The 12,857-nt window shown below is 71.0% G+C and carries 13 protein-coding genes; 7 read left to right on the top strand and 6 right to left on the bottom strand.

What is annotated here, in order from left to right; genetic code table 11:
- Positions 1 to 11: 11 nt before the first annotated feature.
- Both NAMU_RS16585 and NAMU_RS16580 read right to left on the bottom strand, forming a co-directional pair.
- Positions 12 to 1,193, bottom strand: coding sequence for a DUF5685 family protein (locus NAMU_RS16585; protein ID WP_015748549.1), 1,182 nt, complete (start codon positions 1,191 to 1,193; stop codon positions 12 to 14).
- 51 nt (positions 1,194 to 1,244) lie between these two features.
- Positions 1,245 to 2,276, bottom strand: coding sequence for a LacI family DNA-binding transcriptional regulator (locus NAMU_RS16580; protein WP_015748548.1), 1,032 nt, complete (start codon positions 2,274 to 2,276; stop codon positions 1,245 to 1,247).
- A gap of 160 nt (positions 2,277 to 2,436) precedes the next feature.
- Between NAMU_RS16580 and NAMU_RS16575 the strand changes: the two genes are divergently transcribed.
- Entirely contained in the window at positions 2,437 to 3,438 is a 1,002-nt protein-coding gene (locus tag NAMU_RS16575) for a Gfo/Idh/MocA family protein (RefSeq protein ID WP_015748547.1), read from the top strand.
- 34 nt (positions 3,439 to 3,472) lie between these two features.
- Positions 3,473 to 4,363, top strand: coding sequence for a sugar phosphate isomerase/epimerase family protein (locus NAMU_RS16570; protein WP_015748546.1), 891 nt, complete (start codon positions 3,473 to 3,475; stop codon positions 4,361 to 4,363).
- Between the two features lie 85 nt (positions 4,364 to 4,448).
- Here NAMU_RS16570 and NAMU_RS16565 read toward each other — a convergent pair whose 3' ends face one another.
- Positions 4,449 to 5,783 (bottom strand): MFS transporter, encoded by a 1,335-nt coding sequence (locus NAMU_RS16565; protein WP_015748545.1) that lies wholly within the window; start codon positions 5,781 to 5,783, stop codon positions 4,449 to 4,451.
- Positions 5,784 to 5,959: 176 nt separating this feature from the next.
- Positions 5,960 to 6,664, bottom strand: a complete 705-nt coding sequence (locus NAMU_RS16560) for a GntR family transcriptional regulator (protein ID WP_015748544.1) — start codon at positions 6,662 to 6,664, stop codon at positions 5,960 to 5,962.
- 114 nt (positions 6,665 to 6,778) lie between these two features.
- On the opposite strand from NAMU_RS16560, the gene NAMU_RS16555 reads away from it, so the two are divergent.
- From NAMU_RS16555 to NAMU_RS16540, 4 genes are read left to right on the top strand one after another with little or no spacing between them, the layout of a single operon-like run.
- Positions 6,779 to 7,552 (top strand): SDR family NAD(P)-dependent oxidoreductase, encoded by a 774-nt coding sequence (locus NAMU_RS16555; RefSeq protein ID WP_015748543.1) that lies wholly within the window; start codon positions 6,779 to 6,781, stop codon positions 7,550 to 7,552.
- Positions 7,553 to 7,589: 37 nt separating this feature from the next.
- The gene (locus NAMU_RS16550) at positions 7,590 to 8,444 is read left to right on the top strand and encodes a transketolase (protein ID WP_015748542.1); all 855 of its coding nucleotides are present in this window, start codon (positions 7,590 to 7,592) and stop codon (positions 8,442 to 8,444) included.
- A gap of 2 nt (positions 8,445 to 8,446) precedes the next feature.
- The gene (locus tag NAMU_RS16545; protein WP_015748541.1) at positions 8,447 to 9,442 is read left to right on the top strand and encodes a transketolase family protein; all 996 of its coding nucleotides are present in this window, start codon (positions 8,447 to 8,449) and stop codon (positions 9,440 to 9,442) included.
- A gap of 4 nt (positions 9,443 to 9,446) precedes the next feature.
- On the top strand, positions 9,447 to 10,397 hold the full coding sequence (locus tag NAMU_RS16540; RefSeq protein ID WP_015748540.1) for a 2-hydroxyacid dehydrogenase: 951 nt from the start codon (positions 9,447 to 9,449) through the stop codon (positions 10,395 to 10,397).
- A gap of 1 nt (position 10,398) precedes the next feature.
- Here NAMU_RS16540 and NAMU_RS16535 read toward each other — a convergent pair whose 3' ends face one another.
- Positions 10,399 to 11,022 (bottom strand): DUF459 domain-containing protein, encoded by a 624-nt coding sequence (locus NAMU_RS16535; RefSeq protein WP_015748539.1) that lies wholly within the window; start codon positions 11,020 to 11,022, stop codon positions 10,399 to 10,401.
- 74 nt (positions 11,023 to 11,096) lie between these two features.
- On the opposite strand from NAMU_RS16535, the gene NAMU_RS16530 reads away from it, so the two are divergent.
- Positions 11,097 to 12,185: an Rv2578c family radical SAM protein gene (locus NAMU_RS16530; protein WP_015748538.1), complete on the top strand. Its 1,089-nt coding sequence runs from the start codon at positions 11,097 to 11,099 to the stop codon at positions 12,183 to 12,185.
- Here NAMU_RS16530 and NAMU_RS16525 read toward each other — a convergent pair.
- Positions 12,182 to 12,841 (bottom strand): TMEM175 family protein, encoded by a 660-nt coding sequence (locus NAMU_RS16525; protein WP_015748537.1) that lies wholly within the window; start codon positions 12,839 to 12,841, stop codon positions 12,182 to 12,184. The genes NAMU_RS16530 and NAMU_RS16525 overlap by 4 nt on opposite strands.
- Positions 12,842 to 12,857 lie beyond the last annotated feature (16 nt).

The following is a 12,857-nucleotide window of genomic DNA, read 5'->3' as shown; positions in this document are numbered from 1 at the left end:
GCGAACCGGGATCAGTTGCAGCCGCAGTCGCAGCAGCAGCCGTCCCCGCAGTCGCAGTCGCAGCAGTCCCCGCAGTCGCAGCAGCTGCCGTCGCAGCCGCTGCACCCGGCCGAGTGCTGGCGTCCGGTGCACGGGTTCTCGTGGGCGGCACAGCAGGCGTAGCCGGTGCAGTACACCCCGATCCAGGGCAGCACATTGGGCCAGAACGGCGGCCGGGGCGGCTCCGGCGGGGGTGGTGACTGGGGCCCCTGGGGTGAGTCCGGGGCCGGCTTGTCCGGGACCTGCGTCGGTACACCCGGCCAGTTCGGTGGGGGAGGGGTCGTCCCGGCGGGCGGGTCGAACGCCCGGTGCAGGGCCGCGTGCGTCCCGTCGACCAGCAGGGCCCGGGCTAGCCGGCCGTCGGTCAGAGCCAGTTGGTCGAAGCTCACCCGGATCCGGCGGACCAGCCGCCGGCAGTGCTCGCGGACCTGGGCCAGCGGGGTACCGGTGGCGGCGATCGGGTTGAACGAGCCGTTGCGGCGGTCGGCCGGCAGGTCGGTCACCGCATCCAGCAGGTGGGCCAGCGTGCCGAAGTCCGACCCCAGCTCGCGCAGCAGCGGTTCGTTCTCGGGGCGGCCGGCCACGGTGGCCGAGGCGGCGAAGATCTCCGCGGTGGCCTGCGCGGTGGGCGCGGTGACGGCGAGCAGGTCGTCGCCGGGCCGGACCGCGGCCTCCACCGCCCCCTGCCGGGCCAACCCGTCCAGGGCCCGGGTCGCGTGCATGACCCGGGCCATCGGCGCGTCGGCCAGGGCCCGCCGGCGCAACGGTTCGGCCAGCGCCGACCCGGCCCGGGTCCGCAGCGTCGGCAGGCCCAGATGATGCACCCGCTCGGCCCGTAGATCCTGGGCCTTGGCCGCGGCCAGGGTCAGCGACGCGGCCGCGCCGAGCCGGGTGGCGGCCGAACCGGGCCGCACCACCTGCGCCGTCCGCATGCCCCGCAGCGGGCACGGCCCGGCGGTGCGGCGCCCGGCCGGAGAGCTCTGCTGGGCCTCGGTCAGCACCGACAACGCGATCGCGTCGGTGTTGGTCAACGCCCGGGACAGCTGCCCGCGACTGTCCCGCAGCTGCAGGCACAGGCCGCACAGATGGGCCTGCCACTGCGCGAACAGCTCGTCGTCCAACGTCCCCCGGCACGCGTGCACCACCCCGAACATGACGACGATTTCAACATGCCGGGACGCCGGCGGCGCGGTGGACCCGCCGCGTCAGGTCGGCCCCGGCGGCGGGATGTTGAACGGGGTGATCACCTGCACCGGGGACGGTGCCGTGGTCGCCGCTCCGGAGATCGCCCCGTGGAATTGCATGATCAACTGGCAGGCGCGGCGCGCGTCGCCGGCCAGATCGTGGTGCAGTACCGCCGAGATCCGTTGTTGGGCAAGCAGTTCCCGGTTGTCGCGGTCCACGTCGTGGCCGATGAAGACCAGGCACGGCCGGTCCAGGCCGGCGAACGCCTCCAGGATGGCCCGGTTGCCGCCGCCGATCGAGTACACCCCGACGATCGACGGGTGCTCGGTCAACCGCGCCACGGTCCGGGCCCGGACCGAGTCGTCGAGCCCGTCGGTGTCGGTCATCTCGACCAGGGGCCGCTCCGACGCGGCCCGCAGGGTGGACCGGAAGCCGATCTCCCGCTCCTCCTCGTTGCGGAACACGCTGCGACTGATGGCGATCAGCACCGAACCAGGCCGCTCGCCCAGCCAGCGCTCGATCAGGTACGCCGCGGTCGCCCCGGCCGACCGGTTGTCGATCCCGACGTAGCCGATCCGGCTGGACAGCGGCAGGTCGGTGACCAGGGTGACGACCGGGATCCCGGCCGCCCGCAGCTGGTCGACCTCGGCCACCACCTCGGGCAGGTCGGGGGCCTTGAGGATCACCCCGGACGAACCGCGGTGCCGCAGATCGCGCAGGGTCTTGACGATCTCGGCCGGCCGGGCGGTCTCCCGGAAGTCGAACCGGGCCCGCACCACCGCCGGCAGCAGCGTCGGCAGCTGGGTCTCCAACGCGGCCTTGATCGCCGAGGAGAACCGGTCGGGCGTCTGCATCACCACGTCGACCATGAAGGTTCGGCCGGACAGGCGCAGCTGGGCCTGCTGCCGGTCCAGGTCGACGATCGCCTGCCGCACCTTGAACACGGTGCTGGCCCGTACCCCGGGCCGCTCGTGCAGCACCCGGTCGACCGTCGCGGCGCTCACCCCGGCCTGCCCGGCGATCTCCCGGATCGGGTACGGGTGCGTCGTCACCGTTCCAGTGTGAGGTGACGCTGAGGTGCCGGCAACCGGCCGCCGGTCGCGCCGGCCGGCGCAATGAGGTGATTTTGATGGACGATCGGCATTGACCGACCCGACTTTGTCAGGACAAGCTGAGACGGCAACCGGGTCTGTCAACGACGAGGAGAACCCCATGCGCATCGGCTTGATCGGTCTCGGCCGGATCGGCGCCTTCCACGCCCGGACGCTGTCCGCCCTGCCGGTGGTCGAGTCGCTGGTGGTCACCGACGCGGTCCCGGCGACCATCGCCGCGGTCGCCGAACAGGTCGGCGCCGAGCCCGCGGACTCCCCGGAGGCGCTGCTGCGGTCCGGGGTGGACGGGATCGTCATCGCCGCGGCCACCCCCGCGCACACCGCGTTGATCCGGGCCGGGGTGCTGGCCGGGGTGCCGGTGTTCTGCGAGAAGCCGCTGTCCGCGGATCCGGCCGAGGCGGTGGAGATCGCCCGGTTCGTCAACGAGTCCGGGGTGCCCGTGCAGATCGGCTACCCGCGCCGGTTCGACCCGGCGTTCGCGGCCGCCCGCCGGGCGGTGGCGGCCGGCGAACTCGGGTGGGTGCACACCGTCCGCTCGACCACGCTGGACCCGGCGCCCGCGCCCCGGGAGTACATCGAGGTCTCCGGCGGCATCTTCCGCGACTGCAGCGTGCACGACTTCGACACCGTCCGCTGGCTGACCGGCCGCGAGCCGGTCGAGGTGTATGCGGCCGGCACCGCGCACGGCGCCGACTTCTTCGCCGAGTTCGGCGATGTCGCCACCGCCACCACACTGATCACCTTCGACGACGGCGCCACCGCCGTGGTCACCAACACCCGGTACAACGCCCGCGGCTACGACGTGCGGCTGGAGGTGCACGGGGTGCAGGACAGCGTGGCCGCCGGTTGGGCGGACAACACCCCGCTGCGCAACCTGGAACCCGGGTACAGCTGGCCGGCCGGGCCGCCGGCCACCTTCTTCATGGACCGGCTGGCCGAGGCGTTCCGCGCCGAGCTCGCCGCCTTCACCGAAGTGGTGGCCGGGCAACGGGTCTCACCGTGCACCGTGGACGACGCGCTGGCCGTGACGTGGATGGCCGAGGCGGCCACCCGGTCGGTCAAGGAACACCGCCCCGTCCGCATCGACGACGTCCGTCTCTGATCCCGCCACTGTCCGTCCACGTGAGGAATTGCTGATGACCACCACCGAACCCCGTTCCGCCGTCGACCGGATCGCCGGCGCCCCGATCTCCTGGGGCGTGTGCGAGGTGCCCGGGTGGGGGTACCAGCTCACGCCCGAGCGCGTGCTCGCCGAGATGCGTGAGGTGGGCCTGTCGGCCACCGAGTTCGGCCCGGACGGGTTCCTGCCGGCCGACCCGCAGCAGATGGCCACCGTGCTGGCCGACCACCACCTGACCGCGGTCGGCGGCTTCGTCCCGGTCGTGATGTACCGGCCCGACCACGACCCGGTGCCCGACATCGAGCGGCTCATCCCCGGCTTCCTGGCCGCCCACGGCTCGACCATGGTGCTGTCCGCCGACTCCGGCCTGACCGGCTACGACAGCCGGCCCGAGCTGGACGAGCAGGGCTGGGCCACCCTGCTGGGCAACCTGGACCGGGTCACCGCCCTGGCCGCCGAGCACGGCATCACCGCCGTCCTGCACCCGCACGTGGGCACCATGGTCGAGAACCCGGCCGACGTCCGGCGCGTGCTGGAGGGCTCGAGCATCTCGCTGTGTCTGGACACCGGGCACCTGCTGATCGGCGGCACCGACCCGGCCGAGCTCACCCGGCAGGCCCCCGAACGGGTCGCCCACACCCACCTCAAGGACGTCGACAACTCGATCGCCGAGAAGGTCCGCTCCGGCCGGCTCACCTACACCGACGCGGTGCGGGCGGGTATGTACCGGCCCCTGGGCACCGGCGACGTGGACGTCGAGTCGATCCTGACCACGTTGCGACGCAACGACTATCAGGGCTGGTTCGTGTTGGAGCAGGACACCATCCTGACCGCGGAGCCGACCTTCGAGGGGCCGGTGGGCGACGTGCGCACCAGCGCCGACTACGTGCGCAGCCTGCTCGGCTGATCCGCTCCTCGGTCCTTGAGCGACGACGAGATCCACACCAACCGCCGAAGGTGACGGCTGGTGTGGATCTGGGTCGGGCGGTGGTTCAGGCGGCGACCCGCATGGTCTCGTCCTCGGCGAGCGCGGCGGCCCGCTCGACCGGTCCGAAGGTCTCCTTCGTCACGAGCGTGGCGATCAGCCCGACCAGTCCGTAGAAGCCGAACAGGGCGGCGGCGCCCATCCAGCCCCAGGCCGAGTAGAGCAGGGTGACCACGAACGGGGTGAACCCGGAGACGACGGCCGAGAACTGGTAGGCCATCGAGGCGCCCGAGGAGCGGGTGTTGGCGTTGAACAGCTCGGGGAACCAGGACCCCTGGGCGCCCGCCAGCGAGTTCTGGCAGACGGCATAGGCGATGACCACGGCGATCACGATCAGCACCGCGACGCCCGTGTTGACCAGCAGGAACATCGGGAACGCGAAGACGACCATGACCAAGGTGCCGAACAGGTAGATCGGTCGGCGCCCCACCTTGTCGGTGGCCTTGCCCCAGTTGTAAGTGGCGAAAATGCCGATCGCGGAGGCCACGCAGATGGCCGTCAGGGTCAAAGTGTTGTCGGCCAGGTGCTCGGTCTTGAGGTACGACAACATGAAAGTGATGGCCACGGCGTAGCCGGCGGTCTCGGCCACACGCAGGCCGATGCCGCGCAGGATGTTGCGCCAGTCGTCCCGCAGGACCTGGGTGATCGGGTTCTTGACGATCTCGCCGCGGGCCTTGACCTCCTCGAAGACCGGGGACTCGGGCACCTTGGAGCGGATGACCAGGCCGACGATGACCAGGATGATGGACAGCAGGAACGGCACGCGCCAGGCCCAGGTTCCGGGCAGGTGAACCGAGACCAGGAAGACCAGGTTGGCCAGCAGCAGACCGACCGGGAAGCCGGACTGGACGATGCCGGTGTACTTGCCCTTCGACCGCCAGGGCGCGTGTTCGTAGGTCATCAGGATCGCCCCGCCCCATTCGGCGCCGTAGGCCAACCCTTGGACGACCCGGACGAGCACGAGCAGGATGCCGGCCCAGATACCCACCGTCTCATAGGTCGGCAGGAGCCCGATGAAGAACGTGGCCAGTCCCATCAGGATCAGGCTGGCCACGAGAACCGGCTTGCGGCCAACCTTGTCGCCCAGGTACCCGCCGATCACGCCACCCAGCGGGCGGACCGCGAAACCGACCCCCAGGGTGGCGAAGGACAGCAGCGTTCCGGTGAGCGGGTCACTGGAGGGGAAGAAGTCATGGCTGAAGTACAACGCCGCCGCGGTGCCATACCCGATGAAGTCGTAGGCCTCGATCGTGGCCCCGATTCCCGAGCTGACGGCCACCTTGCGTGTGCTGGTGGTCCCGTGGGCGTTGCCTTCCAGTGAATGCGAATGCGAGGTGCTCACCGTCGAGGCTCCCTATCTGATCCGCACCGATCACATCTGTGACGGATCCTTGTTCGCTGGCTGTCGTCCCGCGACTCGGTGACTGTTAACAGTCAACAGCGACTAGAGAGAACTATGACCGCATGGGAGTTGACTGTCAACAGTCAACCGAAAATAGACTGCCCGCCGACGGGTGGTCAGGCCGACGCGGCGCCCCGGTTCCGCATCAGCCCCTGGGACAGGTTGGTCATGGCCTCCTGCATGTGGCGCTCGACCACCTGGCGGGCCAACCCGGGGTCGCCGCCGGCGATGGCGTCCACGATGTTCTGATGCCGGCGCACGGACATGTTGGTGATTGCGGAGTCGGGGCCGGCGAACATGATCGACATCCGGATCGAGCCGGCCACCGACTCCCAGGCGTGCACCAGCGTGCTGTTACCGGTCAGCGCGCACATCGTCCGGTGAAACTCCAGGTCGATCTCGACCATCTCGTTCACCGATCCGGTCGCCGCCGCCAAGTCGTCCAGCGCCCGTTGCAGCGTCGGGAGCTGGGCTTCTCGGTCGGGGGAGGCGGCGAGAAGGGATGCCGCCAGCCCCTCGAGGGCGGCTCGGACCAGGAACATCTCCTCGATTTCGCCGACCGAGAGAGTGCGCACGCTCAGCCGCCCGCGATCGCCGGCTTCGACCAATCCTTCCTGCTGCAGTTGCCGCATCGCCTCGCGCAACGTGCCCCGCGAGATGCCGAGGGTCGAGGAGAGCTCGGTCTCGACCAGATGGGTCCCGGGTGCGATCTCACCCGAGGTGATCGCCGTCCGCAGGGCGGCCAGGGCCTGCTCACGCAGGCTGGTCTTGGCCAACCCGCCCAGCCGGGAACCGTCCCGCGAGGTGGTCGATGTGGTCATCGGGTCTCCTATCGTCGGGCTCAGCATAACGGGCAACTGATAACTGTTGACTGTTGACAGTCAACCTGTCAGTATCGAGGTCATCAGCGCACCACCCGACGATCGGAGTCATTGATGACCATCTCCCGCCCGCCGCAACGCACCGCCGTGATCACCGGAGTGGGCGCCGAGCGCGGCATCGGCCGGGCCACCGCGCACCGCTTCGCCCGGGACGGCTGGGCCATCGTCGGCCTCGACCTGGACGGCGACGCCGCGGAAAAGCTGGCCGCCGAGTTGACCGAGCGCTACGGCGTGCCCGCGTTCGGCGCTGCGGTGGACGTTGCCGACGAAGCGTCGGTCCTGGCGGTGCGGGACGCGGTCGCCGCGGCGAACCTGCCCACGGTTGGGGCCGTGCTCAACATCGCCGGTATCACCTCACCCGTGCCGTTCCTGGACACCACCGTCGAGCTGTGGAACCGGATCTTCGCGGTCAACGTCACCGGCACCTACCTGGTGACCAAGGCGTTCCTGCCGGACATGATCGCCGGCGGCTACGGCCGGGTGTTGAACATGTCCTCGGTGTCCGCGCAACAGGGCGGCGGCGTCTTCGGCAAGACCCCCTACTCCTCGGCCAAGGCCGCGGTCCTGGGCTTCACCAAGGCGCTGGCCCGCGAACTCGGCCCCACCGGCATCACCGTCAACGCCCTCACGCCGGGCGCGGTCGACACCGACATCCGGGTCCACGGCACCACCCCCGAGATCGAGGAGGCCATCGTCAAGTCGATCCCGCTGGGTCGGCAGGCCTCGGTGGACGACGTCACCAGCCTGTTCGCGTTCCTGGCTTCCGAGGAGGCCGGTTACCTGACCGGCACCACCCAGAACGTCAACGGCGGCTCCTACTTCTCCTGACCCGACCCAGACCCCAACCAACCGAAGGGCATTCGCAATGACGCAAACCGTTGACCGGGGCACCCGGGTGGCCGACCTGGCCGCCGCCGCCGACCGGATCCGGCACCACATCCTGGACATGGGCGAAGTCCAGGGCCAGGGCTACGTCGGCCAGGGACTGGGCTTCGCCGACGTCCTCGCCGTGATCTACAAAGACCTCGCCAACCTGCGCCCGCAGGACCCGGAGTGGTTCGACCGGGATCGGGTCCTGCTGTCCATGGGCCACTACGCCATCGCCGAGTACGCCGCACTGGCCGAGGCCGGCACCCTGTCAGTCGACGAACTCGAGACCTATGGCTCGGACGACTCGCGGCTGCCGATGTCCGGCATGTCCACCTACACCCCCGGCATGGAAATCTCCGGCGGCTCCCTGGGCCACGGCCTGGGCGTCGCCGTTGGCATGGCCCTGGGACTGCGGTTCCAGGGCAACCCCGCCCGGGTCATCAACATGATGAGCGACGGCGAACTGGACGAGGGCTCGACCTGGGAGGCGGCGATGGCCGCCGCCCACCACGGCCTGGGCAACCTGCTGTGCGTGGTCGATGTCAACCAGCTGCAGGCCGACGGTCCGACCGCCGGAGTGCTGCGCACCGAACCCCTGATCGACAAGTGGCAGGCCTTCGGCTGGCGCACCGTCCGCGTGGACGGCAACGACATCGACGCCCTGGTCACCGCTTTCGAGTCGGTGCCACCCGGTGACACACCCGCGGTGGTGCTGTGTGACACCCGCATCGGGCGGGGGGTGCCGTTCCTGGAGACCCGGGAAAAGGCGCACTTCATCCGCATCGACGAGCACGAATGGGACCTCGCCCGCCAGGCGCTGCGCGCCGCCAACCCCGCTGGGAGCAACTGATCATGACGAACACCGTCACACCATCCCGGGCCAAGACCTCCGCGATGATCGCCAGCATCGCCGAGCCCGGCCAGAAGACCGCATCGGCGCCGTTCGGGCATGCCCTGGTCGCGCTGGCCGAACAGGACCCGACCGTCGTCGGGCTGTCGGCCGATCTGGCCAAGTACACCGACATGCACATTTTCCGGGACCGCTTTCCGGAGCGGTTCTTCCAGGTCGGCATGGCCGAGCAGGTGCTGCTCGGCGCGGCCGCCGGGATGGCCGAGACCGGCCTGGTCCCGTTCGTCTCCACCTACTCGGTGTTCGCCGCCCGCCGCGCCTACGACTTCCTGTGCCTGGACATCGCCGAACCCAACCTGAACGTGAACGTGGTCGGCGGGCTGCCCGGCCTGACCACCGGTTACGGGCCCAGCCATCAGGCGACCGAGGACATGGCGATCTTCCGGGGCATGCCCAACCTGACCATCGTCGACCCGTGCGACTCGGTCGACATCGAACAGGCCGTCCCGCAGCTGGCCGCCGCGGCCGGCCCGACCTACCTGCGGCTGCTGCGCGGCCACGTGCCCACCGTGCTGGACGAGTACGACTACACCTTCGAACTCGGCAAGGCCTCGGTGCTGCGCGGCGGCCACGACGTGGTGCTGATTTCCAGCGGGCTGATGACCATGCGAGCGCTGCAGGCGGCCACCGCCCTGGCGGCGCACAAGGTCGACGTCGCGGTCGTGCACACCCCGACGATCAAGCCGTTCGACGCCGAAACGGTGCTGGCCGAGCTGAATACCGACCGGCTCGCGGTGACCCTGGAGAACCACACCATCCGCGGCGGCCTGTTCGAAACCGTTGCCTCCGCCGCGGTTCTCGCCGGCGTGGCCAAGCGGGTGATCCCGGTGGCGCTGCCCGACGCGTTCCTGGACGCCGGCGCCCTGCCCACCCTGCACCGCCGGTACGGGCTGGATGTCGACAGCATCGTGGCCACGGTCCTGGACGGGCTAGCCTGACCCGATGATCTACCTGTCCCGGCTGCTGACCGACCGGGCGATGGACCGCCTGCACGCCTTGGGGCACCCGGTCCGGGTCGGTCGGGAGGAACCGCCGACCCGGGCGGAGCTGATGGCCGGGCTGGCCGGGGCCGGCGCGGCGGTGGTGACCCTGACCGAGCGGATCGACGCCGACCTGCTGGCCGCCGCCGGTCCGCAGCTGCAGATCGTGGCCAACGTCGCGGTCGGGTTCGACAATGTCGATCTGGCCGCGGCGCGGGCCGCCGGCGTCGTCGTCACCAACACCCCGGGGGTGCTCGACCGGGCCAGTGCCGACCACGCCTTCGCGCTGGTGCTGGCCGCCACCCGGCGCATCGCCGAGGGCGACCGCCTCATCCGCAGCGGGCAGCCCTGGGTCTGGGGCCCGCGAATGCTGGTCGGGCTGGACGTGAGCGCCGGCGCGACGCTGGGCATCCTGGGGTACGGGCGGATCGGTGCGGCCGTCGCCCGGCGGGCGCTGGCCTTCGACATGCGGGTGCTGGCCACCTCCCGGAGCGCCACCCCGGGCCGCACCGACGGCGCGGTGCGGTTCGTGGACACCGCGACGCTGCTCGCCGAGAGTGACGTGGTCAGCGTGCACACCCCGCTCACCCCGCAGACCCGGCACCTGATCGACGCGGCCGCGCTGGCCGCCATGCGGCCGGGTGCGTACCTCGTCAACACTGCCCGGGGCGGCGTGGTCGACGAACGGGCGCTGATCCAGGCCCTGCGCCGCGGACATCTGCGCGGGGCGGCCCTGGACGTCTTCGAGGGGGAGCCGGCGGTGAACCCGGACCTGCTCGACGCGCCCGGGCTCGTGCTCACCCCGCACACGGCCAGCGCCGGCGAGGCCACCCGCGACGCGATGGGCATCCTCGCGCTGGACAACGTGGCGGCCGTGCTGGCCGGCCGGCCCCCGCTGACCCCGGTCGGCTGACCTACCAGACCGGGCCGCCGCCGGCCAGCCCGACCAGCCAGGACTCCCAGGCCGGCCGGACCAGGTCGGCCAGGATCTGGTACCCGGCGCGCCCCGGATGGGCGCCGTCGCCATCGCGCACTTCCTGCCGCCAGGTCGCCTCCCGTCGCAGGTCGAACTGCACGCTGACGTAGGGCACCCGGCGGCGCTGGCACAACGCGGCGAAGAGCTCGTCCAGGCCGGCGATGCGGTCGTTCTGGTACTCGTCGTCGACGGCCGGTGGGCCGACGACCAGCGTCGGCCAGCGTGCCCCGTGGGCCTGCCGCATCAGCATGTCCAGGTTGGCCACCGAATACGGCCCGGCGACCCGGGTGCGCCCGCCGAGCAAGGTGGTGTCGTTGACGCCCAGGGACAGCACGACCCCGGCCGCGCAGTCCGCGGGCAGCCGGGCCGTGCATTCGGCGTTCATCCGGGCCAGCACGTCGGCGGTGGTCTCCCGGCGCACGCCCAGGTTGTAGGTGGTCAGCGGCCGGCCCAGGGCATGGCTGTCGGCGGCCAGCCGCCCGACCCAGCCGAGATGGTCGGGGTCGCCGACGCCCGCGACGAACGAGTCACCGACGAAACACACCCGCACATCGGTCCCCATGCCCCCCATCCGACCAGATGCCCCTTGGCGTGGCGGAGTTGACCACCCCGACGAACATGTGTTCGGATGATTCGGTGAGGTGGCAGGAGCAGGTGCTGGCAACCGACGACCCGTCCGCGTTGCCCGGGATGAGCCGGTTGGCCGGGTTGGTGCGCTCGGTCCGCACTCCCGAATTCGCGGGGGTGACCTTCCACGAGGTGCACGCCAAGTCGGCGCTGAACCGGGTGCCCGGCGGCTCGCCGATGCCGTTCGCCTGGACGGTCAATCCCTATCGGGGCTGCACCCACGGGTGCGTCTACTGTTTCGCCCGAAAGTCGCACACCTACCTGGATTTCGACTCCGGGGCGGATTTCGATCAGCAGATCGTGGTCAAGACCAACGTGGGTTCGGTGCTGCGCAAGGAGGTCGGCTCGCCGCGCTGGCGGCGCGAGCACGTGGCGATGGGCACCAACACCGACCCCTATCAGCGGGCCGAGGGCCGGTACCGGTTGATGCCGGAGATCATCGGCGCGCTGGCCGACAGTGGAACCCCGTTCTCCATCCTGACCAAGGGCACCGTGCTCTCCCGGGACCTGCCGCTGCTGGCCGCGGCCGGCCGGTCGGTGCCGGTCGGGGTGGGGGTGTCGTTAGCCCTGCTGGATCCCGAGCTGCAGGCGACCCTGGAACCGGGCACGCCCAGCCCGAAGGCGCGGCTCGACCTGGTGCGGCGGATCCGGGACGCGGGCCTGCCGTGCGGGGTGTTCGTCGCGCCGATCCTGCCGTTCCTGACCGATGGCCCGGACCAGATCCGGGCGCTGGTGCGTCAGCTGGCCGACGCCGGCGCGACCGGGGTCAGCGGCATCGGCCTGCATCTGCGGCCGGGGGCGCGGGAGTGGTTCTTCGGCTGGCTCGGCCGGACCCGGCCCGACCTGGTGGACCGCTACCACAAGCTCTATGCCGGGGGCGCGAACCTGCCCGCCGACTACCGCAAGGAGCTGGCCGGACGGGTCCGGCGGATCAGTGCCGAGTTCGCGCTCGGGGCGGGGGCGGACAGCCAGCTCGCCGGGCGCAATCCGGTGCGGGGGGTGCCGGGGGATCGAGAGGCCTCGTTCCCGGCCGGCAGCCTGCCGGCCCGTTCCGCCGATGAGCCGGCCCCGGCGACGGCCGCACCAACCCTGTTCTAACGGGTCGGGGCATGCGGGCCACCGGCGTCGGCGGATCGGCTGCGGGTCTCGGCCCATCGGCCGACCAGCGGGTTGAGCACGACGAGTGAGATCCAGCAGTACTCGGCGGCCGCCGGGCTGACCAGGTAGGCGACCGGGATCGAGGCCAGGAATACTGCCGGCAACACCGATGCGCTGATCCAGTCCCACCGGCGCTGGGCCGGCGTGCGCTGCCGGTCGACCAGCTGGGCCCGATCGGCCTGGTCCTGCACCAGGTGGTGCAGGATCGCCGTCACGGCGATCACCGCGGCGTACACCGCGACCGACAGCGGCAGGCCGACCTTGCCCAGCGCCTCGGTGGTGAACGGGATGAGCACCACGCCGAACATCACGACGCAGTTGAGCGTGATGACCCGGGAGTTCAGGGCGGTCATCTCGGCGACGACCCGGTGATTGGCCCGCCAGAACGAGACGACCACCAGGAAGCTGATGGTGAAGCTGATCAGCGACGGGCCGTTGGCCGCCCACAGGGCGGCCGGGCTCGACCAGGCCTGCGGACTGAAGTCGTCGACGGTGGTGATCAGCAGCGTCACCGCGAACGCGAAGATCGCGTCGAAGAAGGTCACAGCACGGGCGAACTCCATGCCTTCCTTGGCATAGACGCGATCCCCGGGCATCGGCCCTCCCACCGTC

Source organism: Nakamurella multipartita DSM 44233, from assembly GCF_000024365.1.
Classification (GTDB): Bacteria; Actinomycetota; Actinomycetes; order Mycobacteriales; family Nakamurellaceae; genus Nakamurella; species Nakamurella multipartita.
The sequence above is the reverse complement of the archived record's forward strand: the minus strand, read 5'-3'. Positions and strand labels throughout refer to the sequence as shown.